Origin of the sequence: Paenibacillus caui (assembly GCF_019904135.1) — a bacterium.
GTDB classification, from domain to species: domain Bacteria; phylum Bacillota; class Bacilli; order Paenibacillales; family Paenibacillaceae; genus Fontibacillus; species Fontibacillus caui.
Map to the genome: position 1 here is coordinate 88,955 of NZ_JAIOGQ010000015.1, position 21,211 is coordinate 110,165.

21 protein-coding genes, 2 pseudogenes and 1 riboswitch are annotated in these 21,211 nt (G+C 45.7%); of the genes and pseudogenes, 19 read left to right on the forward strand and 4 right to left on the reverse strand.

From position 1 onward, the window contains the following. Positions 1-232 precede the first annotated feature (232 nt). The 8 genes from fdhF to K7397_RS22195 all read left to right on the forward strand — a co-directional run bounded on the left by fdhF (position 233) and on the right by K7397_RS22195 (position 7,608). The gene (gene fdhF / locus K7397_RS10870) at positions 233-3,187 is read left to right on the forward strand and encodes a formate dehydrogenase subunit alpha (protein ID WP_337926711.1); all 2,955 of its coding nucleotides are present in this window, start codon (positions 233-235) and stop codon (positions 3,185-3,187) included. After that, complete coding sequence (locus K7397_RS10875; protein ID WP_223067973.1) at positions 3,187-3,666, forward strand: helical membrane plugin domain-containing protein; 480 nt, start codon at positions 3,187-3,189, stop codon at positions 3,664-3,666. Before fdhF ends, K7397_RS10875 begins: the two co-directional genes overlap by 1 nt. A 19-nt stretch (positions 3,667-3,685) precedes the next feature. Next, a complete protein-coding gene (locus tag K7397_RS10880) occupies positions 3,686-4,123 on the forward strand; it encodes a phosphate-starvation-inducible protein PsiE (RefSeq protein WP_223067974.1) in 438 nt (145 codons plus the stop codon). After that, complete coding sequence (locus K7397_RS10885; protein ID WP_223067975.1) at positions 4,107-4,487, forward strand: Na-translocating system protein MpsC family protein; 381 nt, start codon at positions 4,107-4,109, stop codon at positions 4,485-4,487. The genes K7397_RS10880 and K7397_RS10885 overlap by 17 nt, the downstream gene beginning before the upstream one ends. Before the next feature lie 7 nt (positions 4,488-4,494). Beyond that, complete coding sequence (fdhD, locus tag K7397_RS10890) at positions 4,495-5,289, forward strand: formate dehydrogenase accessory sulfurtransferase FdhD (RefSeq protein WP_223067976.1); 795 nt, start codon at positions 4,495-4,497, stop codon at positions 5,287-5,289. A 259-nt stretch (positions 5,290-5,548) separates the two neighbouring features. Then, positions 5,549-6,811: an MFS transporter gene (locus K7397_RS10895; RefSeq protein ID WP_237690853.1), complete on the forward strand. Its 1,263-nt coding sequence runs from the start codon at positions 5,549-5,551 to the stop codon at positions 6,809-6,811. 93 nt (positions 6,812-6,904) lie between these two features. Next, the gene (locus K7397_RS10900; protein ID WP_223067978.1) at positions 6,905-7,375 is read left to right on the forward strand and encodes a GNAT family N-acetyltransferase; all 471 of its coding nucleotides are present in this window, start codon (positions 6,905-6,907) and stop codon (positions 7,373-7,375) included. 41 nt (positions 7,376-7,416) lie between these two features. After that, the gene (locus tag K7397_RS22195) at positions 7,417-7,608 is read left to right on the forward strand and encodes a DUF488 family protein, N3 subclade (protein WP_223068005.1); all 192 of its coding nucleotides are present in this window, start codon (positions 7,417-7,419) and stop codon (positions 7,606-7,608) included. 67 nt (positions 7,609-7,675) lie between these two features. Here the strand turns inward: K7397_RS22195 and hcp are convergent, their stop codons facing one another. Next, positions 7,676-9,361, reverse strand: coding sequence for a hydroxylamine reductase (gene hcp / locus K7397_RS10910; protein ID WP_223067979.1), 1,686 nt, complete (start codon positions 9,359-9,361; stop codon positions 7,676-7,678). Between the two features lie 206 nt (positions 9,362-9,567). Here hcp and K7397_RS10915 point away from each other — a divergent pair, with 206 nt between their 5' ends. After that, positions 9,568-9,840, forward strand: coding sequence for a type 1 periplasmic-binding domain-containing protein (locus tag K7397_RS10915; RefSeq protein WP_273545613.1), 273 nt, complete (start codon positions 9,568-9,570; stop codon positions 9,838-9,840). A 210-nt stretch (positions 9,841-10,050) separates the two neighbouring features. After that, entirely contained in the window at positions 10,051-10,209 is a 159-nt protein-coding gene (locus tag K7397_RS10920) for a hypothetical protein (protein WP_223067981.1), read from the forward strand. Positions 10,210-10,282: 73 nt separating this feature from the next. On the opposite strand, the pseudogene K7397_RS10925 reads toward K7397_RS10920, so the two are convergent. Continuing rightward, a pseudogene (locus K7397_RS10925) lies at positions 10,283-11,056 on the reverse strand (MFS transporter); the annotation flags it as partial. A 35-nt stretch (positions 11,057-11,091) separates the two neighbouring features. Here K7397_RS10925 and K7397_RS10930 point away from each other — a divergent pair. Next, the gene (locus K7397_RS10930; protein WP_237690854.1) at positions 11,092-12,324 is read left to right on the forward strand and encodes an ABC transporter substrate-binding protein; all 1,233 of its coding nucleotides are present in this window, start codon (positions 11,092-11,094) and stop codon (positions 12,322-12,324) included. Positions 12,325-12,492: 168 nt separating this feature from the next. Here the strand turns inward: K7397_RS10930 and K7397_RS10935 are convergent. Continuing rightward, positions 12,493-13,667, reverse strand: a pseudogene (locus K7397_RS10935) (multicopper oxidase family protein); the annotation flags it as partial. 294 nt (positions 13,668-13,961) lie between these two features. Then, a complete protein-coding gene (locus K7397_RS10940; protein ID WP_337926712.1) occupies positions 13,962-14,519 on the reverse strand; it encodes a C40 family peptidase in 558 nt (185 codons plus the stop codon). Between the two features lie 356 nt (positions 14,520-14,875). On the opposite strand from K7397_RS10940, the gene K7397_RS10945 reads away from it, so the two are divergent. The 8 genes from K7397_RS10945 to K7397_RS10980 all read left to right on the forward strand — a co-directional run bounded on the left by K7397_RS10945 (position 14,876) and on the right by K7397_RS10980 (position 20,836). Next, positions 14,876-15,040: a DUF2933 domain-containing protein gene (locus K7397_RS10945; protein WP_237690855.1), complete on the forward strand. Its 165-nt coding sequence runs from the start codon at positions 14,876-14,878 to the stop codon at positions 15,038-15,040. 224 nt (positions 15,041-15,264) lie between these two features. Next, a riboswitch (cyclic di-AMP (ydaO/yuaA leader) is annotated at positions 15,265-15,401 on the forward strand. A gap of 5 nt (positions 15,402-15,406) precedes the next feature. Next, positions 15,407-15,883 (forward strand): C40 family peptidase, encoded by a 477-nt coding sequence (locus K7397_RS10950; protein ID WP_223067984.1) that lies wholly within the window; start codon positions 15,407-15,409, stop codon positions 15,881-15,883. A gap of 175 nt (positions 15,884-16,058) precedes the next feature. Beyond that, positions 16,059-16,325 (forward strand): FAD/FMN-containing dehydrogenase, encoded by a 267-nt coding sequence (locus K7397_RS10955; RefSeq protein WP_223067985.1) that lies wholly within the window; start codon positions 16,059-16,061, stop codon positions 16,323-16,325. Between the two features lie 88 nt (positions 16,326-16,413). Next, positions 16,414-17,121 carry a response regulator transcription factor gene (locus K7397_RS10960; protein ID WP_223067986.1) on the forward strand — a complete coding sequence of 236 codons (708 nt, stop codon included), beginning with the start codon at positions 16,414-16,416 and terminating at the stop codon, positions 17,119-17,121. Next, the gene (locus K7397_RS10965; protein WP_223067987.1) at positions 17,114-18,493 is read left to right on the forward strand and encodes a sensor histidine kinase; all 1,380 of its coding nucleotides are present in this window, start codon (positions 17,114-17,116) and stop codon (positions 18,491-18,493) included. The genes K7397_RS10960 and K7397_RS10965 overlap by 8 nt, the downstream gene beginning before the upstream one ends. A 6-nt stretch (positions 18,494-18,499) precedes the next feature. Next, positions 18,500-18,727 carry an SHOCT domain-containing protein gene (locus K7397_RS10970; protein WP_223067988.1) on the forward strand — a complete coding sequence of 76 codons (228 nt, stop codon included), beginning with the start codon at positions 18,500-18,502 and terminating at the stop codon, positions 18,725-18,727. A 183-nt stretch (positions 18,728-18,910) separates the two neighbouring features. Continuing rightward, a complete protein-coding gene (locus K7397_RS10975; RefSeq protein ID WP_223067989.1) occupies positions 18,911-19,165 on the forward strand; it encodes a DUF2933 domain-containing protein in 255 nt (84 codons plus the stop codon). A 504-nt stretch (positions 19,166-19,669) separates the two neighbouring features. Beyond that, positions 19,670-20,836 (forward strand): acyltransferase family protein, encoded by a 1,167-nt coding sequence (locus K7397_RS10980; protein ID WP_223067990.1) that lies wholly within the window; start codon positions 19,670-19,672, stop codon positions 20,834-20,836. The last annotated feature ends 375 nt before the right edge of the window (positions 20,837-21,211 follow it).

Genomic DNA, 21,211 nt, shown 5'->3' on the forward strand with positions numbered 1-21,211 from the left:
AATTATTTTTCATATGCTATACTAGTTATGAAAAAAATCATTGATCACGTTGTAACGGAAAGTTGCTGCTTGATCCTGATTTTCTTGTCCACGGATGGCGGGAAGGATAACGGGTATTGTGAATCAATGCCTCGTCATTAACCCACCAAAAAAATGGTTTGTGTACTCGGTACACAAGTTGTTTTTTTGGTGGGTTTTTATTTGTTTTATTTGCACAGGGAGAGGATCTAAAGTGAAAGAAAAAGTAAAGTTTACCCTTAACGGAGCAGCCCACGAAGCGGAAGAGGGAACTCGAATACTGGACTATTTTCTACAGCAGGGAATCGAACATCCGCATATCTGCTACTCACCCATTTTAGGGCCGGTGCAAACTTGCGACACCTGCATGTGCGAAGTAGACGGGAAGGTCATGCGAGCTTGCTCCACTGTTCTGCAGAATGGAATGGACGTTCAGACTTCAACCAGTGAGGCTAAAGGCGCCCAGTCGGAAGCGATGGACCGCATTTTGGAGAACCATATGCTGTACTGTACCGTGTGCGACAACAATAACGGGAATTGCCGGGTGCACAATACCGCCGAATTGCTTGAGGTTGAGCATCAGACGCGTCCGTTCCGAGAAAAAGGGTATGAGGTGGATATGTCGCATCCCTTTTATCGATATGACCCGGATCAATGCATATTGTGCGGAAGATGCGTTGAAGTATGCCAGGATCTGCAGGTGAATGAAACGCTGACGATTGACTGGGAGAAGAGCACCCCGCGGGTCATTTGGGATGACAACAAATCGATCAACGAATCATCGTGCGTTTCCTGCGGCCAATGCGTAACGGTCTGCCCGTGCAATGCTCTCATGGAGAAATCGATGCTGGGCGAGGCCGGCTTTATGAGCGGCATTGGAAAAGATCTGCTGAACCCGATGATTGATCTGGTGAAAGAAGTGGAGCCCGGATACAGCGGGATATTCGCCGTCTCGGAAGTTGAAGCTGCCATGCGGGAAACGCGCACCAAGAAAACGAAAACGGTATGCACCTTCTGCGGTGTCGGCTGTTCGTTCGAGGTATGGACAAAGGGCCGCCACATTTTAAAGATCGAGCCGACCGAGAATGCGCCGGTGAACAGCGTCTCAACCTGCGTGAAAGGGAAGTTCGGATGGGATTTCGTGAACAGCGACCAGCGGCTGACGACTCCTTTAATCCGGAAAGGAGATGCGTTTGTTCCGGCAAGCTGGGAGGAAGCCCTTTCCCTGATCGCGGAGCGGCTGGGTGCAATCAAGAACTCTTATGGCGGTGATGCCTTGGGATTTGTCAGCTCGTCCAAAACGACGAACGAGGACGCCTACCTGATGCAGAAACTGGCGCGTCAAGTCTTCGAAACGAACAATATCGACAACTGCTCACGTTACTGTCAATCCCCCGCCACCGAGGGGCTTCTTGCAACGGTTGGCTACGGAGGAGACGCCGGAACGATTCAAGATATTGCGAGTGCGGGGCTAGTCATTATCGTGGGAGCGAACCCGACGGAAGGCCATCCGGTGCTGGCAACCAGAATCAAACGCGCCAAGAAATTATTCGGCCAAAAGCTGATTGTTTCCGATCTTCGCAAACACGAAATGGCGGATCGCTCTGATCTGTACTTGCATCCTAAACAAGGAACCGACTTTGTGTGGATCACAGCCGTTGCAAAGTACATGATTGATCAAGGCTGGCATGATGAAACCTTCATTGCATCACGTGTCAACGGGTTTGCTGAATACAGCGAGATGCTTGAGAAGTACACACTCGACTACGCCGAGCAAGCAACAGGCCTTTCAAAGGAACAGCTGATCGAGACCGCCCAGATGATCCATGAAGCGGATGGAACTTGCATCCTATGGGGAATGGGGGTCACGCAAAATATCGCGGGATCGCATACGTCTGCTGCAATTTCAAATCTTCTGCTCGTTTCAGGCAACTATGGCCGTCACGGTGCGGGCGCTTATCCGCTGCGGGGGCACAACAACGTACAGGGTGCCTGCGATATGGGCACGCTGCCGCAATGGCTTCCGGGCTATCAGCACGTAGCGGATGATGTTGCCCGTGCCAAATTTGAGAAGGCTTATGGCGTGAAGATCGCAAGCCAACCGGGACTGACGAATATCGACATGCTGAAAGCGGTGGAGGATGGCCGTCTCAAAGCGATGTATCTGATGGGAGAAGACATGGCATGGGTGGATTCCAACTCTACGCATGTGCATGACACGTTAAGCAAGCTGGAATTCTTTATTGTTCAGGATGTCTTTTTCACAAAAACGGCGCAGTTTGCCGATGTCGTCCTGCCGGCATCCCCTTCTATGGAAAAAGACGGGACGTTTACGAACACGGAACGGCGCATTCAGCGTTTATACCAGGCGATGGAACCGCTTGGCGATTCCAAGCCCGATTGGTGGATCATCCAACAAGTAGCCAACCATCTCGGAGCCGGCTGGAATTACCGTCATCCAAGCGAGATCATGGACGAAATTTCCAGCTTGAGTCCGATCTTCGCCGGAGTTTCTTACGAGCGTCTTGAAGGGTGGAACAGCTTGCATTGGCCCGTTCAGCAAGACGGGACGGATGAGCCGCTTCTGTATGCGGACCATTTCAATTTTCCAGATGGCAAAGCGAATTTTTCGCTTGTGGAATTCATTCCGCCGATTGAGTTCCCGCAGGAATTTGATCTGACTCTAAATAACGGCCGTCTGCTGGAGCATTTTCACGAAGGGAACATGACGAACAAATCGAAGGGTATTCAGTATAAACTGCCGGAAGTGTTCGTCGAAATTCCGCCCGAACTGGCTCGTGAGCGGGGCGTTCAAGACGGATCATTGGTACGTCTGATTTCGCCTTACGGGGCCATCAAGCTGCGTGCCGTAGTGACGGATCGCGTAAGCGGGAAAGAGCTGTATGTTCCGATGCACTCGGTTAGTCATGAAAATGCCATCAATATGCTGACCGGAAGCGCGGGGGACGTTAGAACGAAAACACCGGCCTACAAGCAGACGAAGGTGCGTATGGAAGTTTTGAAAATAAAAGGAACGACTCCGCTGCCGATGTACAATCCCCGTTATGCGAAGCGCAATCCTCAGCTTGGTGTGCAAGTGGAACGAAAATGGGCACGGGAAGATTATATGCCAATTGCGAGCGTGAACGTTACTGGAGGTACAGAATAATGGCCAAACCGATTACTCATATTTCCAATCCCGAACCGACCGAGCAGGAACAGCAAGATCAAGCGCTTGAGCATGTCATTCATGATCTCGCCCAAAATGCGGAGGGAATCCGGGAAGCCATCAAACTGCTTCAGCAGCTTCAAGAGAGCGGAATTCTTGGCGCGCTGAACGCCGTCGTTGAAGCCAAAGACAAAGTGGCGAAAATCGCGGTCGGACAGCTCGTACGGCCGCCTGTCACGAATGCAATCAACAATGCGATGGCTGCCGCAGGCGCCTTAACCGAGCTTGACCCGGAAATGACGAAAAAGCTGCTCGGAGGCGTAGCGAACGGTCTTCAAAAAGCGGAGCAAGGGCTTCAAAACGATGAGCGGACGGGAATGTTTCAATTGCTGAAGGCACTGCGGGATCCGGATATTAACCGAGCCATCGGCTTTGGGCTGAATTTGCTTAAAGGGATTGGAGAAGGCTTAAAAAAGTGACCATTGAGGAGGGGACCGGATGTTTGATTTAAACGACCTGAAAAGCAAAAATTGGTTCGTCAAATTCTCTCAGGCATTGCTTAATGTGTCCCTTGTCATTCTAGGACTGATCCTGAGTTATTGCCTTGTTCGTGAGCTCTACTTCATTATTAGAGGGGTAATTCTCGGAAACAATGTTCATAGCGTTCTGGAAAATGTTTTGGTATTCTTCTTATACTTCGTGTTTATATCTATGATCGTAAAGTACTTTTGTGAAAATTATCATTTTCCGCTGCGGTACCTGATATACGTCGGGATCACTGGCTCGATTCGGTTTATCCTCGTTAACCACGAGAACGCGTTAGACAATTTCATTTTTTCACTGGCCATTCTAGCGCTTGTGATCAGCTATATACTGTTAACTCCGGGATTGAAACGGACTCATGAGGAGAGAGAATCGAATGACCAAAAACCTTGAGCACGAATTCAGCGTATTGGTGCGGGAAATCCGCAAAGAATATGTTGGAAACGGCCCGAAAGAAATTATTACCCGCTTTACAGGTTCGTGGGCCATCAGCGAAATGAAAGGCAATTTGACCAATATCGAGAAATTTATGCTCGGATCTCCCGAGGGGAACCGGATGGTGCATGAAGCCCGCACTAAATTCGTGAAAAAGATTTATCAGAATCCCAAGGTGCTGGACCGGTTCGAACAGCTGGTGAAAGCCAAAATCGTAAGAATATTCACCGATATCAATATCGAGGAAGATGTTGCGATGACCGTGTATGTATTTGACAAGACGATTGAAGTTAAAGCAAATAACCATGCCAGGGAGCAGTGAGCGCAGCATGAGTAATCCTGTACAAGTTTCACGGCAAATCCTCCATTATCAGAATTCTTCGCTAAGCACGATTGAGGATACCATCGTAACCGAATATCCGCTTACCCTCATGGTGAACCAAGAGGAATTTGCCACATTGGTGTGTACTCCGGAATATCTTGAAGATTTGGCAATCGGCTTTCTGGCATCCGAAGGAGTCATCGGCAGCTTTGCGGATATCAAAGAGATCAGAATCATCCAAACAACCGGCCATGCCTATATCGATACTTTGAAGGTCAATAAATTCAACCAACTGTTTCATTCCAAAAGATATGTGACATCCTGCTGCGGCAAGAGCCGGCAAAGCTTTTATTTTTACAGCGATGCGAATACAGCCAAAACGATTGATACCGGAAATTTAACCATTTCCGCCGAAGATTGTTTCCGATTGATGGAAATGATGCAGCAGTCGGCTACCACGTTCATGCATACAGGGGGCGTTCATAACGCCGCGCTGTGTGACCGGAACGGGATGATCCTGTCCAGAATGGATATTGGACGGCACAACGCACTGGATAAAATATATGGCCACTGTTTGAAAAATGCGATTGATTTGAAAGACAAGATCATCGTCTTTAGCGGGCGGATTTCATCGGAAGTGCTGCTGAAGGTCGCCAAGATCGGGTGCGGCATCGTCTTGTCAAAATCTGCACCAACCGAATTGGCGCTGCAGCTGGCTGAGCAACTTGGTATAACTACGGTGGGCTTTATTCGCAATCAGTCGCTGAATATTTACACCCATCAAGGGCGCATCGAAGTGTAACTTTAAGGCATATTCGCGCTGGACCATCATCGGGTCCGGCGCGTTTTTTTTACAAGAATGGATTGAAATGTTCAAGGGTTCGACATTCCTGAAGGCAGGAACAAGAAGTGTTATTGACGAATTTATGGGAAATCGAGCGAATTTTTCCGCTGTGATAGAAGAAATCGGGATGCCCGGCTTCTCCATTTCAAACATCGCTTATTTCTGCCAGAAGTCTCCCAGCCTGAAATCTGTGAGAGGAGTCCTTTCCTTGTTAACAATGCTAAAGAACAAAGTTTTCCGGCGTATATGGTTAACTCAAACGTTATCGTCATTAGGCGATGCAATCCGAAATTGGGCTATTTTATTCTGGGTATTTCTGGAGGCGGATCAATCGGTCTTTTATCGTACGGCACTTTTATTTGCCGAGATGCTCCCCGTCTTTCTTATTGCTCCACTGGCCGGGACATGGGTCGATCGACGAAATCCGAAGAAAGTTCTGCAAACCAGCTTGGTTATTCGGGCATTGATGTCTCTTATACTGGCAGGTTTAATATGGCTTGAGCAAATTCCTTTATTATTAGTTGCACTAGCCTTTACCTGTTCGATTCAGCAGTTTTTTCAGCCTGCGATCAGTAAATTGACAGTTGCCGCGGTAGAAGACAAGGATTACGGAACGGCCAGCTCTTCCGTACGGACAGTGGATACTTTGTTAGCTCTGGCAGGACCGGCAATCGGAGCTTTTCTCTTTCAATGGTGGGGGGCGTCTCTTTCTTTGATTGTTGACGGCATTTGTTTCTTCCTCGGCAGCCTGCTTATTTTGCGAATCTGCACATCGCCTGCGCTTTTATCCCATACCTCGGATCTCTCCACACCAGCTTCCGCTTTCTGGAAAGAGTTCTTGGAAGGATTTAAATATATTGGAGCCAATCAGCTGACCAAACGGCTGTTTGTTCTGTCTGGAATTATGGGTCTGAGCGTAGGAGCAGTTAATTTATTGAACATTTTCTTCGTTATTGATGAGCTCCATTTAAGTGAAGACTATGTGGCTTGGGCTAGTACCGCTAGCGGAATTGGCATGTTTGCCGGGGCGATCGGTCTGAATGTCCTTGGATCAAGGCTCAAAAATTATGTGAAAGTCAACATTTGGGGGACAGCGATCATGGCCTGCGGACTTTTGCTGCTTACGCTGTCATTTCATTCTGTTACCATGCTGCTCAGCCGGTTCATGCTAGGTATTGGTTCATCGATTCTTGGAATTACGCTGGGTACAATTATCATGATGTTTATTCCAGAAAAGCTGCTTGGCCGGGTAGGATCCGTATTCGAGGGCGGACCGCTGGCTGCCACTTTGTGCGGATATGCCTTTTTTGGATGGTTGTACCCTTACACTGGAGCCCGGTTCATTTTCGGCACGTCATTTGTTCTGTTTGTCATCGCTTTCCTTTTTGCGGTAAGCCTTCTCTCTATAACATCCGTAGCAAAAAAGCATTCCTCTGTTCAGGAGGAATTCATCAGTGACTCCCAAGTGAATACGAGATGAACTTTCTTGTCTCCCAAGGTGAGTATTCCGGATAGAGGCAAGTTGATTGTATAATGGAATCAGATTAATACGCCTGGCTTGGAGGTATACTTTATGATCATAAGAGAACTGCATCCAAATGATAATTCTGCAATAGAGAAAATAATCAGAGATTGCTTGATCGAATTTGGCGGAAACAGAGCGGGGCTCGCCTGGGAAGATGATAGCCTGCATGATCTATATCGTTACTATGACCATAATGCGAGAGCCTACTGGATCATTGAAAGTGAAGGGGAGATTATGGGAGGAGCCGGAATTACCCCTTTTGCTCAATCCAATGAAATTTGTGAATTGCAGAAAATGTACTTATCTCAAAGCATCAGAGGAACAGGCATAGCCTCGAAGCTTTTGCAAACTGCTTTGGAATTTGCGAAGCTTCATTATAACAAATGCTATTTGGAGACACTAAAGAATATGGATGCTGCCAATCGTTTTTATAAGAAGCACGGCTTTCAGCTTTTGGATGCTCCTCTTGCCGGTTCGGAGCATTTCGCTTGTGATGCCTGGTATATTAAAAATTTATAGGTCGAAGAGGATGTCAGCTGGAAAACAAGTACACTCATTAAATCCGCGCCCAGTGCGGGTTTTTCTTTAACGATAGGTACATTCAGGAACTGGAGAATGACCCAACCCGAGGTACACTAGATAATATGATTTATAAAATAGCTGCTGATCGAAAGGTTACATTGGTTTATGCCGCTAAAGATACAGATCTCAACCATGCCAATATTCTGCGAACTTGGCTCCTTTCCCGCTAAATAAAATAGGCTGTCCCTAACCTTGGCAAGGTAACGGGACAACCTTTTTATTTTCAACAAGTAACGCTTACGCGCCCAGGAACATCTTCATGTCGTCTTCCACATTTGTAATGCCGCCGATTCCGAAGTTTTCAACCAATACTTTGGCAACATTGGGTGAAAGGAAGGCGGGCAGAGTTGGTCCGAGATGAATATTTTTGACCCCGAGATAGAGCAGTGCAAGCAGGACAATGACGGCCTTCTGTTCATACCAGGCAATATTATAAGAGATTGGCAGCTCATTGATGTCGTCGAGGCCAAACACCTCTTTCAGCTTCAAGGCGATGACGGCAAGAGAATAGGAGTCATTGCACTGACCGGCGTCGAGCACGCGCGGTATGCCGCCGATGTCACCCAGATCGAGCTTGTTGTATTTGTATTTGGCACAGCCTGCAGTCAAGATGACTGTATCCCGGGGGAGCTGCTTGACGAAATCCGTATAGTAATTGCGCGATTTCATCCGTCCATCGCAGCCGGCCATGACGAAGAATCTTCGAATGGCGCCCGACTTGACCGCATCCACTACCTGGTCGGCAACGCTCATGACTGCTGCATGGGCGAATCCGCCGACAATTTCACCGGTTTCAAGCTCCGTTGGAGGAGGGCACCCCTTGGCTTGGGCGATAAGAGCAGAGAAATCTTTGGGCTGTCCGTTCTCACCGTCCGGAATATGGTGTACACCCGGATAGCCCGTGTTGCCGGTGGTATAGATGCGGTCGATATAACTTTCCTTCGGCGGCACTATACAGTTAGTGGTCATCAGGATAGGACCATTGAAGGCTTCAAATTCCGTATTCTGCTTCCACCACGCATTGCCGTAATTGCCGACGAAGTGATCGTATTTCTTGAAGGCCGGATAATAGTGGGCAGGCAGCATTTCGCTATGTGTGTAAACATCAACACCAGTTCCCTCGGTCTGCTTCAGCAGTTCCTCTAAATCCTTCAGATCATGCCCACTGATCAGAATGCCCGGACGCTCCCGGACTCCAATATTGACCTTCGTAATCTCCGGGTTTCCGTAGGTGCTTGTGTTAGCCTGATCGAGCAGAGACATCGCCTCCACGCCGAACTTGCCTGCCTCCATGTTAAGGGTGATGAGATCTTGGGCCTCGAGTGAATCGTCAAGTGTTGCAGCAAGACCCCGGCGCATGAACATGTCGACTGCAGTATTCGCATGATCCAGGTGGTACGCATGATACGTGTAAGCAGCCATGCCTTTCAATCCGTAAGTCAGCAGCTCGCGGAGCGATCGGATATCCTCATCGACCGTGGACAGCACCCCAACTTGCTGAGCCTTGGCATCAAAAGCTTCCTCGGTATCCGCCTGCCAAACGGCAGCGTCAGGAAGACTTGCTACCGCGTCTGGAAACTGTTCATCCCGGTACCCTCTCACTTCATTACGGAGAACGAAAGCTTCCCAAATCTTTGAAACGAAGATGCTCCGGTCGAAGTTGGCATTGGTAATCGTAGCGAACAAGGAATCCATAATGAACAAGGAGACCCGCTGATTGAGCGCTTCCGGCAATTTCGTATCAAGACTGATAAAAGAAATTCCTTTTAGCAGGTAGACCAGCAAATCCTGCAGGTTTGCAACGTCGTGCGGTTTTCCGCAGACACCGGCTATTGTGCAGCCTGTGCCTTTGGACGCCTCCTGACATTGAAAACAGAACATGGAAGGCTGTTTAGGAAGAGAGCTAGACGCATTATTATTCATTAAAATAGTACCTCCTGGAAGAAGTTGAAAGTAAGGAGTGGAGGGGAGGTTAACACACTAAATGAGTTAACTCTGCACCAGTAAAATGGTCACACCTCCGATTAGTAGGAAGTATAACCTAGAAAATATGGGGACCTAGTGATTGGAATCACTTTTTGAGAAAATGAATCATCCGGATTTTTTTGCAAAAGGTCCGTTAGAAAGCTCTGCAACACGAAGCGGGATTTGATATAGAACTTCATTATTTGAAGCTGCTGAAAGAGGAATATATGGATAGGGTGATCCTGCTGACCTCTTCTCCAAAATCACAGCAAATCGAATTTTTCGAGGGTCATTCGGTTCCTGTTATTTTCGCCAGCCATACCGACAAGGATAGCAGATTCGCCAGCATCAACATCGATGAATTTCAGGCTACATACGATGCAACCCGGTTTCTTATTCAATCGGGACATCGAGGGATTGACAGCTGGAGCGGATAAGGGTAATTCCCATTGAGGCCCATCACAAGGCTGCTCTAGCGGAAAGATAGATGCATTAAAGTTCTAAAGTCAGTGCCGTGCACGGATTTTTTCTTTGCTCTTTCCCTTCATCTGATTATAAAAATAAGCTGCCTGGCTATAATAAGTTCATTCAGCGTTACTCAGAAGAGTAAACAATTCTTGTTCTGTAACCAGAAAGGAGCAGTAAATATGGGAAATTCGGACAAACCTTTAGAGCGCGAAGAGGCTCAAATGCAAAACAAAGAAACAGTTGTTGTTAACAACGAGATGGACATAAAGTCGGATAAAGAGCTTAAAGAGCAAGAAAGATTGGTTGAATCCATGAAGGTTAATGAATTCGAATACTAGCTTCCACGATGTTTGAAGTGGGTATAAGAGAAGAGCGTACCTCATGACTGGATACTCTCTTCTCGTTTTTGTATTAGCATGATTTGGACGTCTCCGTGCTCTGTGATCCTGCAGGATTTTCCCGTAATTGCTGGCCCCTGTGAAAGAAGGGGAAGGCGGTGAATGTCAGCAGCGTGAGGATGCCGAAAATGACCGGTCCCTGCTCGAATCCAAGGCCTTGAAGCAGCAGCCCGCCGGTCCAGGCGCAGATACTCTGTCCAAGAAATGCAAAGCCGCTTGCGCCATAGTAAGCTCCCCGAAGACGCTCTGGAGCTATTTCGCCGATTAGCACATCCCCAAGGACAAAACACAAGATCTCTCCCATGGTAAACAAGACCATCGATAGGTACAGCAGGATGATATTCTCAAAGATGCCAAACCCGAAGAGCCCGATCCCAAACAAGAGGCAGCCTACTTTCAGAGCCGTCAGGGAAGTGAAACGCTTCATGAATTTCGTCAGGGGATATTGAAGCGCCAGCACAGAAAGACTGTTGACGACAAATAGGCTCGAATAGAGCGCGACCCGGTCATGGCCGAAATACTGCGACAAGGTTGTGTCCAGATGCGAATAGGCACCGGCGACGAAAAAATTGCCGAGCAGAAGGTAGAGAAACACCTTATCGGTAAACACGATCCTTACCATCTGGTTCACCGTCACGTTGGATGTCCCTTTACTCTGGCGCAAAAGCCGATAGGAGAACATGAATATGACGAGCAGCACGGCATAGACTGCAAAAATAATAGCGCTAACGAGAAAGAGAAGCAGGGACGAAGTCCCCCCGATGCCCAGCTTAAGGCCGTTTCGGGGCCAGGGAATGGACGTTCCATCTGAAGAAAGGCATCCTGTTCCATCACGGAAGGGAGCTAACGGCAGAGGATGTGATGTTTACCTTGAACAGGATCAGGTTCCAACCCGACCGATTCCAAGGCGGCTGGATGTTCAGAGGCATCGATCAGATGGAAGCTCCGGATCGAAAAACCGTCCGGATCCGTCTTAAGGAACCGAATTACTTGTTCTTGAGATATCTGTGCTCGATTACGACCGCTATCGTTCCGGAAGATGTGGTTCGCCGGGACGAATCAGGCTTTGCAAAAGCGCCTGTAGGCACAGGTCCCTTTCAACTGGTTTCCCACAATGAGGGAAAATGCGTCTTGGAGGCCTTCCCGGCACACTTCCGAGGACGGGCTCACCTGGACCGCGTGGAGGTGCTGATCCTCCCCCAAGTAGAAGCCGGCCGGTTGAAAGAACCGGATTGGACGTCTCTCATGATGTCTCACGGGGAGACATCCAGTGCAAGCCGGAAGGCTCTGCTGAACGGGGGCGAAGAATGGCACAATCTGGAGGCGCAGTTCACCTGCTGCAGTCTGCTCGTTTTCAACCAGAAGAAGAGCGGGCCGCACAACCATCCCTTATTTCGCGAAGCGCTTCACCATATACTGGACCGCGATGCGCTAATTGCCGAGCTGGGAGGTGACCGGATATGCTCAGCACGAGGATTCCGTCCAGGTGCGGCCCTGTCGGAGAAGGAGAGCGCCTGCCTCCCCAAGAGAAGCCGATCTGAAATCCTGGCGCTTCTGGAGAGAAGCGGATACCGGGAGGAGACCCTGGAGCTTGTTACCAACTCGTATCTCGAGGCGGATGCCCGTTGGATTCGAGAGCGCGCCGCCTCCTTCGGCGTGACCCTGGAAATCCGAATCCTAAGCACGGCAGAATGGACGGATCACGCTTCGCTGCAGCAATCTGACTGCCAATTGTACGGCGTCGTTCTGGGCGGAGACGAGGTGCGCGAGTTGGAGGTGTACCTGCAGAACAATTATTTCTCCTCTTTATGGGATAGCCGGACGGCAGAGGTCGTGGAACAAGAAGCAGCTGCGATTCTCCGGGAAGCCGAAGAGACAGAACGGAGGGCGAGATTGGCGGAGCTCGAGCAATGGATAAGACAGGCGCACGCCGTCCTGTTCCTCGTTCATAAGACAACGAACACGGCCTTCCATCAATCCGTCCGGGGGGTTGGAATCAACTCCTACGGGTGGGTAGATTTCCATAACATTTGGTTCAATCCGAGCGTCTCGTAACGTGGCTTAATATCAACCATGGTATGCAATTAACCCGATTGATACTGCAATAATGATCATGAAAAGCCATAAATAAAGGAGGAGCCTCGTGGGTCGAGAGATGTCAATAAGGAACTAAATAACCAGGGCCAGCGGGAGAGCAGCAACGCTTATCCAGACGAAAGGAGTCTATTCCGGCTTATTATTTACATTTGGATCCGGGGTGTAGTTGCTATGGTAATCCGTATACATAACATCGGTTACCATTCCTGCTGATGCATGGTGCAGGTCATGACAATGGAACATCCAGTCCCCGGGATTATCTGCTTCAAAAGCGATCACATATTGTTCGCCTGGTTTTATATTCAGTGTATCTTTCATAACCGGGGATCCTTGAAGCGGCTGTCCGTTCTTACTTAACACTTGGAAGAAGTGACCGTGCAAATGCATCGGATGATCGTCGGACATGGATTGATTCACGAAAGTCACCTTGACTTTGTCGCCTTTTTGTACTTTGATTTTTTCAGTATCCGGAAACACCTTTCCATTTATGGTATATACCATCTCGCCATCTTTCATTTCCGTATTCAAATTCATGCTCACTTCTTGATTGAATTTTTGAGTCAGTGAAAATTTACCTTGAGTCTGTTTACCATAGTGAGCAAGATCAAATTTGGAAAGCTCCTCGGATGAAGACGAAGTATCGTTCTTCACATCAGAGCCTTCATACTGAATAACGGCTTTCATGTTATTTACTCTTTGTTCTTTACCGTGCTCTTCAAGGAGCCAGGACCCAGGATGGTTTGCTGTAAATTCAATATCGTAACGCTCTCCGGGAGCGATAGCTAGCACCTGATCTTTAATTCGTGCCGGATTGTTGATCGGTTGTCCATCTGTGGCAATGACTTTGAAATCATGCCGTGCAAGTGCATTTGATGCGAAAGATACCCGGCGTTGATCAAGCGAATTCTAACTTTATCGCCTTCCTTTACGGATAGCTTCTCAATCGAGTCATTGGATTTTCCGTTGATCGTGTAAATATCGTACTTACTCATATCATGCCCGCTCATATCGGATCCGGACAAGTTCATATGCCTATGATCCATTCCTTCCATATTCATGGTACTGTGATCATCGGCATTTGTGTTACCCATGTCCATATCACCGGAACTCATCCATTCGTCCAGCATAAGCGTATAATCCCGATCATATTTTTCCTTTGGATCTTCGACAATCAGAGAGCCGTATAACCCCTTATCCAGTTGGTTCACACTGTCTTGGTGCGAGTGGTACCAATAGGTTCCTGGTACAGTCGCTTTAAATTTGTAAGTAAACGTTTTGTCGGGAACGACCGCATCTTGTGTAGGTGATGACTGCTATAGATCCTGCAATAATTAGAACTTTTAGTAAATTACTTTTCATTAAACTGTCCTCCTGTTATTGATTAGCTGCTTATGTAACAAACAATAAAAGAAATTTGTGTAGAATTTATGGAGAAATATTAGATATTCAAATTTTAAAAAAACTGCATGCCCATGATGATCAGGCGGATATCCGGATCAAGGATCGGGTGAAGGAGCTTTTCGGTTTGAAGTAGCTTGGCAAAAACAATAAAAGAAGAAGCCAGCGAGACTATCCCTCGCTGGCTTGTACTTATTCTATTTTAGGGTACTTCCTCCAAATAGGAAGCGTTTCTCCCAGTGGGTACCCTCTATTTTGTCAATTCGGACACCGCCAGACTCTTTCGAGTAGGTGTGCAGTATTTCCCCGTTTCCAAGGTAGATTCCGGTATGAGTGATTCGAGCTGTATTTTTATCTATCCCAACGTAATTTGATTCTTTGCTGCCTCGGTATGACATAAAGAACATGATATCTCCTGGTTTGAGGTCTTTCCAGTTCGTACTATACGTACCATTCTCTTTAACATGGGCCCCTTGAGTTCTAGAGTTTGCCGGCAGTGTAATGCCTGCCCCTTCCAGATAAGCTTGTTTCACAAAATCTGAGCAATCGAATGTTGTGGTATCCCTGCGGCTTGAGCCAAATTCGTAAGGCGTACCTAAATATTTCTTTCCCATAGCGATTATATTTTCCCGAACAGTACTTGCTGAGGCATCAGATTGAGCAGGGACATCGCTAGCTGCATGAGTAGCATTTATCCCGAGCGGGCTCATGAACAGTGCTGCAGAAACCAATAAGAAAGCAATCCTTTTCTTCATGCTCATTCCTCCTAAAAGTGTTTTGTAGACATGACGACATCCTAACATAGAGTTTCAGTGCCTGTAGAGGCTTAATATATGGAAATTAAATATAGAAATAATTACATCTCATAAAATTGGCATTTAAAATAGACAAGTTTGTAGGGACCCATTCCTATATTTTGAATTTAAAAGTCCATGTAATCCGCAATGTTTCTACATGAATTCCACACAATCCCCGGATAGAATAAAGACATCAAGACAAACGAAAAATTAAGGGAGGAAGTAGAAAAATGAATTGCTGCGGAGGCCACAATCATGACAGCAAAGATCACGGCGAGCAACACACCCATAATCCGAAAAAACATAACTTGATGATGCTGTTATGCTGCGTACTGCCCATTGCATTATTTGTTGTTATTTTTCTAGTAAATGGATTTAAAGGAACGGGCACAAATATAATTCCGTACCTCTTATTACTGATTTGTCCTTTATCGCATCTGATTTTGATGCCAGTCATGATGAGAAAGAAGAAGCATTAAGTAATCTGAAATTGAGGAAATATATTTCAGCATGGTCGCGCAGCAGATTAATAATTTGTCATTTCTTATATCGACGAATGAGCTCTTATTCATACAGGAACATATAACACCTCGACAAGGGCTCCTTTTTTTTTTGGTAATTTCGTAATTTACACGGCATTTTCCAACATTTTGTATTGCAAATCTAATAGAAATGCAATAACCTAATAACAGGTTACAAAATATTAATAAATTCGCCGAATTTCGTTTTGAAAACGGGGGATCCAAACTTGGGTGAATTACTCTTTCACATAGGAGAGTATAGGGAACATACCTTCAACCGAACCCGCAGCTAACTCCGTAGGCATCGAAGGGAGAAGTATTTTTTTGAAGAAATTGATCCTATCTGTAGTTGGTGCAGCTTTACTCTTCTCGTTCGGTGCTACCAGCGCATTTGCAAATGAATCGAACCTTCGAAATGAAGTGAGTCAGGTGGTCGGAACTCCTTACAAATGGGGAGGGACCACAGTGAACGGTTTCGATTGTTCCGGATTTATTCTATACATATTTGATAAATTTAATTTGGATCTGCCCCGCACCTCGGTATCTCAATCGGAAGAAGGGGTCGAAGTAGATAAAGAGGATTTGGAGCCAGGCGATTTGGTGTTTTTTAATACAACCGGTAAAGGGATATCCCATGCGGGCATTTATCTTGGAGACAATGAATTTGCCCATTCTTCAAGCAGTAAGGGCGTAAGAATCAGCAATTTGAGCGATTCTTATTACAAAACCCGTTTCGTCACAGCGCGGCGTGTGGTAACCCAGGAAGAATATGAGCAAATGATCAGTGAAGACCATAAATAGCAAAAGGACAAGCCGGTGAGATATCACCGGCTTGTTTTATAAATATTTCCACTTTTCCACGAATAGAACATTGCCGATCCATTGAATCTTTTCTTTCTTAATAACTTCTTCACAAGATGCAAATTAGTTCTTCATATCTATGGTTTATATTTGTAACCATAAGGAGGCGAGAACAATGAAAAAAATATGGATTGGAATAACGGCATCGGTATTGCTGATGGGGATTGGAACGGCTGGTGCTTATGCTGCGTCTACCGGCAACAATAACGGGACTAGTGCTGACAACAGCAAGGACTTTTTTGAACAGATGCTGCCTTATGGGAAGCAAATGCATCCCAATCTTACCGATGAGCAAATTAAGAAGATGCACAACATTTGTCACGATAGCAATGGCACGGGTATGCGGCAAATGATGAACCATTCACAGGTTGCGCGGCCGTAACGTGAATTTCTAAATCTGCCGTGATAAGATAGACCTCGCAACTGTCGTGAGGTCTATCTTTTTTTATACAGGGAAAAGGATGATGGGTATGGAGCGGGAGAAAATTTTAATTATCGATGATGAGACAGATATCCTCAAAGTGATAAAGGCCTATCTTGAGAAAAATAATTATATCGTTTTTGAGGCGGATACTGGGAAAAGTGCGCTGCAATTATTTGAAAATCTAAGGCCCGATTTAATTGTTCTGGATTTAATGCTGCCGGACATGACTGGAGAAGAGGTCTGCAGAACGATCCGCAGAGAATCCAACATTCCGATTCTCATGTTAACGGCCAAAAGCAGCGAGGATGACATGGTCAACGGGCTGCTCATCGGCGCCGACGATTATATTACCAAACCGTTCAGCCCTAGAGAACTGTTGGTACGGGTCATCAGTTTATTAAGAAGATCCCGGATCAAGGCCGTATCAGATCAAGAAAAATCGCTCGCTTTTGCTGGCAATCGCCTATCTATCGATCAGGAACGGCATGAAGTCAGCGTTATGGGAAAACCCGTCTCATTGACGCCTATTGAATTTAAACTGCTTGAACTTTTGGCAAGGCATCCGAAAAGGGCATTCAGCCGTTTGGAATTGGTGAATCTAATCCAGGGGGACTCATTTGAAGGCTTTGAACGCACCATTGATGTTCATGTCAAAAATATCAGGCAAAAAATCGGGGATGATCCCAGACACCCTACATTTATTGGCACTGTTTTTGGAGTCGGGTATAAATTTCAGGTGAATCCGGATGAATAGCGGGGGACTTCGACGAAAACTGCTTTTATCGCATCTGGGTGTGGCCATCAGTTCATTGTTGTTGATCGTGCTTCTTGTCCATTTGGTCATGACCTATTCTTTCGAAAAGTATACTGAAAATCAGCAGGAGGCAGAAGCAGCTGCTTTAATTGAAGACTTGGAAGCATCCTACAATCATTCAACAGGCCAATGGACAACAGAAACACTGATGCGTATTTCGCATCAAGCCATGCTTCGCGACTATATCGTGAGGATATATGATAGCCGGAAAAATATGATCTGGGATTCCAATAAAATGGGCATGTCTATGCATTCAAATGAAGCAAAGGGCAAGGGTGCTCAGTCGGCAGATGACCAGCCATCTATGCAAAAAGCAATCATGAGAGATGGGCAACAGATCGGCTTGCTAGAGATTCAAGGAATTGCAGGGCCCTTTCAAGTCCAAAATCAACGATTTTTATCGACGTTTACCACGTTAATATGGGCGGCTCTGGTTCTGGTGATCGTTGGGGTCTATCTTTTTAGCGTATATATATCAAACGGCATTAGTCACCCTCTGGTGCAAATTAAGAAGATTGCCCTCAGGATGAGGGAAGGGGACTTGTCTTCGCGGGTTACGCTTGCCAATCAAACTACAGAAATAGAAGAGGTCGGCCTTGCGCTTAATCATCTGGCGGAAGCTTTGGAGAAGCAGGATAAGCTGCGCAAAAATTTAACGGCGGATATTGCTCACGAATTGCGAACACCGCTTGCCAAGATCCAAAGTCATATTGAGGCTTTTCAAGACGGGGTTTGGGAAGCGACAACGGATAAACTGCAGGTTTGCCACGACCAGGTTATCAGACTGGTGCAGCTCATCAGCGATTTGGAGAAACTGACGGCCGCAGAAAATCCCATGCTTCAGCTTCAGAAAGAAGCCATTTGCCTTAACGAAGTGATTCATGATTCTTTCAGCACAGTGGCGGGACAGTTTAAAGATAAACAGATCTCGCTAAATGTAGTTGAAAATAAAAAGGTGTACATGACCGGTGATTATGCGCGTCTGGTGCAAGTTTTTGTCAATTTGCTGAATAACGCCTATAAATATACCAATAAAGGTAGTATTGATGTAGTGGTCTCGGAAGATCGAACGGAAGCGCGAGTCGCGATTAAGGATACAGGAATGGGGATTGCTTCCGATGAACTCCCGTTCATCTTCGAGCGATTTTACCGTGGCGAGAAATCCCGCAACCGAAAAACCGGCGGGGCTGGGATCGGTCTTGCGGTAGTGAAAGTCATCGTTGAAGCGCACGGCGGGAATATTACGGTGCAAAGCAAATTGGATGAGGGAACCGAGTTCAGTGTTCATTTTCCCAAAAGTAGAAAGGAGTAGGAAGTCATGATGATGGGTTTTGGTTACGGTATCGGGATTTTCGGAATTTTAGGCGTTCTGCTGAATCTGCTCATTATTATCGGAATTGTTCTTCTGGTTGTCAGATTAGTAAAGGGAAGCGGAATTCAGGGAACAAGTGAGAAAACGGCTGAAACCATACTCGCTGAACGGTATGCGAGAGGTGAAATCACGGAAGAAGAGTACCGCCACATGAGGGATGTGCTGCGTCATTAACGGAATAAGATTCGTCAAGCCGTTTAATCAGCGGCACCCCTACTTTTTTTAAAGGCGCGGTTCTTTTGAACCGTGTCTTCTTTTTGCCCACACATTCCGCAATGATTCTCCATGATTTCCACATAATCTTTCTCTACAATTAAAGCATCAAGAAAAAAAGCATCTTAAAAGGAGAAATGAGTTATGGATTGGTCCTGGCTACTGTTTCTGGCTTGTCCGCTGATGATGGTATTTATGATGTTCGGCATGGGAGGAATGCACAAATCAGGTTCCCACACGCATCACAAATCAACCGATGCAGCGATTCAAGGTGAGCTTAGGGAACTGAAGGCGCAAAATGAGCAAATGAGACAAGAACTTGGAAACCTCTCGCAGAAAGAAAATTCTCCGGGTGTGTCAACCGGACGGGAGAGTTCGGATATCCGGAATGAATATTAACCGAAGAACGCTGGATAACATTGGGTAATTGCCGATTTGTGCCCCGCTAACCATAGAATGATATATAAGAACGACGAGAACATATTTTTCCTAAAATCGCACGATATATATTCAAATGAGAGTAGTTTTTTCCTGGTGTCATAAGAAAATAAAGTATTAGACTGAAAAATAAAGTGTTAGACTAACCATTAAATAAAGCCGTTTCAGAACATCTTGGGTCTTTTACACAACGCCCGTTACACTTAAGAAATCGCTCTATGCAAACAACAAAAAATCTTCCGCAATGGACGCACCTCTGGCGGGAGTCTACAACTTTATTTTTTAGAATAATCCCAGTTTGCAGTACGGACACCTTCTCCTAGATATCCAGTCTAATACTTTATTTTTTACTGACATCTATTTCAAATTCTCGTTATTCTCTAATAAAAAATGGTTCAGGATGTATATTTAATCGCGCAGCATCGCATGTTATAATATCCTCATTAATGGAATAAGAGGGAAAAAATGAATAAAGAGACATTTGAAAAAAAGCTATTCTATTTGGATGGCGTTAGGGGCCTCGCGGCATTTGCCGTGGTTATTTCGCACTACATACAAGTATTTTATCCAGCTGCGTTAAATGGAAGACCGCAACAAGCTCATTTTAAATGGGATATCTGGTACGGACATTCTCCGATTAATTTATTTTATAATGGACAATTTGCCGTTTGTTTGTTTTTTGTGCTAAGTGGTTATGTGCTCAGTGTCAAAATGTTTGAAAATGAGCTCGATAGTGAGACCTTTCTAAAATTGTTGCATTCCAGCGCCCTACGAAGGTACATTCGGCTTGCCGTGCCGGCAGCGGTATCCGTATTGCTTGTGTATCTAGCTATTATTACGAATGCCTTTTATCTCCAAGATATATGGGGAACAACATGGACGGATATGAAAAAGAACTACTACGCTTTAGATACAAATATATATACCGTTATCAAGGCTGCTATTTTTGATCCGTTTTTCCGTTTTGAAGCACATCCATACAATCCAGTTCTTTGGACAATGAGCTATGAGCTATTAGGTTCTTTTTTGATTTTTGGTTTTCTTGCTTTATTTGGACGAGTAAAGAAAAGATGGATTGTGTATGTGGTCTTATCCTTTGCTTTTATTCAAACCTATTTTGTCGCTTTTTTGTGGGGAATGCTGCTTGCCGATTTGCTCAAGCACAAATGGGTCCAAAGTATACTAATGAAAGTACTTGTGCTTTTAATGGGGATTTACTTAGGTTCGGCGCCTTATACTTCATTAATGGGGACTATGTACGAACCTTTAGAAGTGTGGACAAAAAATTTTGACATCGACCCACGACTTCTTGCACGAACCCTAGGTGCTGCTATGATTTTGTTTGCTCTGCTTCGTTCAAAAGTGCTGCAACATGTGTTTGGATGGAAACCTTTTGTTTATTTAGGACAGATTTCATTCTCCCTTTACCTCATTCATTTCACTATCCTAAATACGTTCTCCGCGTTCCTGTTTAGTAAAGTAATTCATTATTTTAGTTATAATCTTGCCTATGCAATTACGTTTCTGGTTTCCATGGTGCCCTTATTTATTTTATCGCATTATTATATGAAATATATCGATCAAGGTGCATTAAAACTAGCTCGAAAAGTTGAAAAAAGGATGACCGAATAACCTAAAACGCAGAGTTGAAATCAACAATTCTGCGTTTTTTTGGTAGATTACCTACTTTTGTACGGAAAATACAGGTAAATAATTATAGAGACATAGGGGGAAATAGCAAAAATAAAGCTCGTTCCAGACCTTCATGGGGAAGAACTTCAAAACAAGCGATTCACTGAGCGTGAACTTGTTGACAAGGATCTTGTCGAACAATGTAAGAGTCTCGTTTTACAAGAGAAATTTTTCGAAAAAGTGAAAGGCTGGACAGTGAAAAGTTCTAAGGGTTAAGAAGCCAGAGAATCGCTGTCAAAATCAAGCTGCTCTTGCTTGGAGCGGATTATTCTCGTTATGGATAGATGCGGGTTGCGAGCAAACAGGTGAAAAATA

Bases quoted from the DNA above. Each gene is read 5' to 3' on its own strand.
- K7397_RS10875 (WP_223067973.1), top strand. From the start codon at position 3,187: ATGGCCAAACCGATTACTCATATTTCCAATCCCGAACCGACCGAGCAG.
- K7397_RS10880 (WP_223067974.1), top strand. From the start codon at position 3,686: ATGTTTGATTTAAACGACCTGAAAAGCAAAAATTGGTTCGTCAAATTC.
- K7397_RS10885 (WP_223067975.1), top strand. From the start codon at position 4,107: ATGACCAAAAACCTTGAGCACGAATTCAGCGTATTGGTGCGGGAAATC.
- fdhD (WP_223067976.1), top strand. From the start codon at position 4,495: ATGAGTAATCCTGTACAAGTTTCACGGCAAATCCTCCATTATCAGAAT.
- K7397_RS10895 (WP_237690853.1), top strand. From the start codon at position 5,549: ATGCTAAAGAACAAAGTTTTCCGGCGTATATGGTTAACTCAAACGTTA.
- K7397_RS10900 (WP_223067978.1), top strand. From the start codon at position 6,905: ATGATCATAAGAGAACTGCATCCAAATGATAATTCTGCAATAGAGAAA.
- hcp (WP_223067979.1), bottom strand. From the start codon at position 9,361: ATGAATAATAATGCGTCTAGCTCTCTTCCTAAACAGCCTTCCATGTTC.
- K7397_RS10920 (WP_223067981.1), top strand. From the start codon at position 10,051: ATGGGAAATTCGGACAAACCTTTAGAGCGCGAAGAGGCTCAAATGCAA.
- K7397_RS10940 (WP_337926712.1), bottom strand. From the start codon at position 14,519: ATGAAGAAAAGGATTGCTTTCTTATTGGTTTCTGCAGCACTGTTCATG.
- K7397_RS10945 (WP_237690855.1), top strand. From the start codon at position 14,876: ATGCTGTTATGCTGCGTACTGCCCATTGCATTATTTGTTGTTATTTTT.
- K7397_RS10955 (WP_223067985.1), top strand. From the start codon at position 16,059: ATGAAAAAAATATGGATTGGAATAACGGCATCGGTATTGCTGATGGGG.
- K7397_RS10960 (WP_223067986.1), top strand. From the start codon at position 16,414: ATGGAGCGGGAGAAAATTTTAATTATCGATGATGAGACAGATATCCTC.
- K7397_RS10965 (WP_223067987.1), top strand. From the start codon at position 17,114: ATGAATAGCGGGGGACTTCGACGAAAACTGCTTTTATCGCATCTGGGT.
- K7397_RS10970 (WP_223067988.1), top strand. From the start codon at position 18,500: ATGATGATGGGTTTTGGTTACGGTATCGGGATTTTCGGAATTTTAGGC.
- K7397_RS10975 (WP_223067989.1), top strand. From the start codon at position 18,911: ATGGATTGGTCCTGGCTACTGTTTCTGGCTTGTCCGCTGATGATGGTA.
- K7397_RS10980 (WP_223067990.1), top strand. From the start codon at position 19,670: ATGAATAAAGAGACATTTGAAAAAAAGCTATTCTATTTGGATGGCGTT.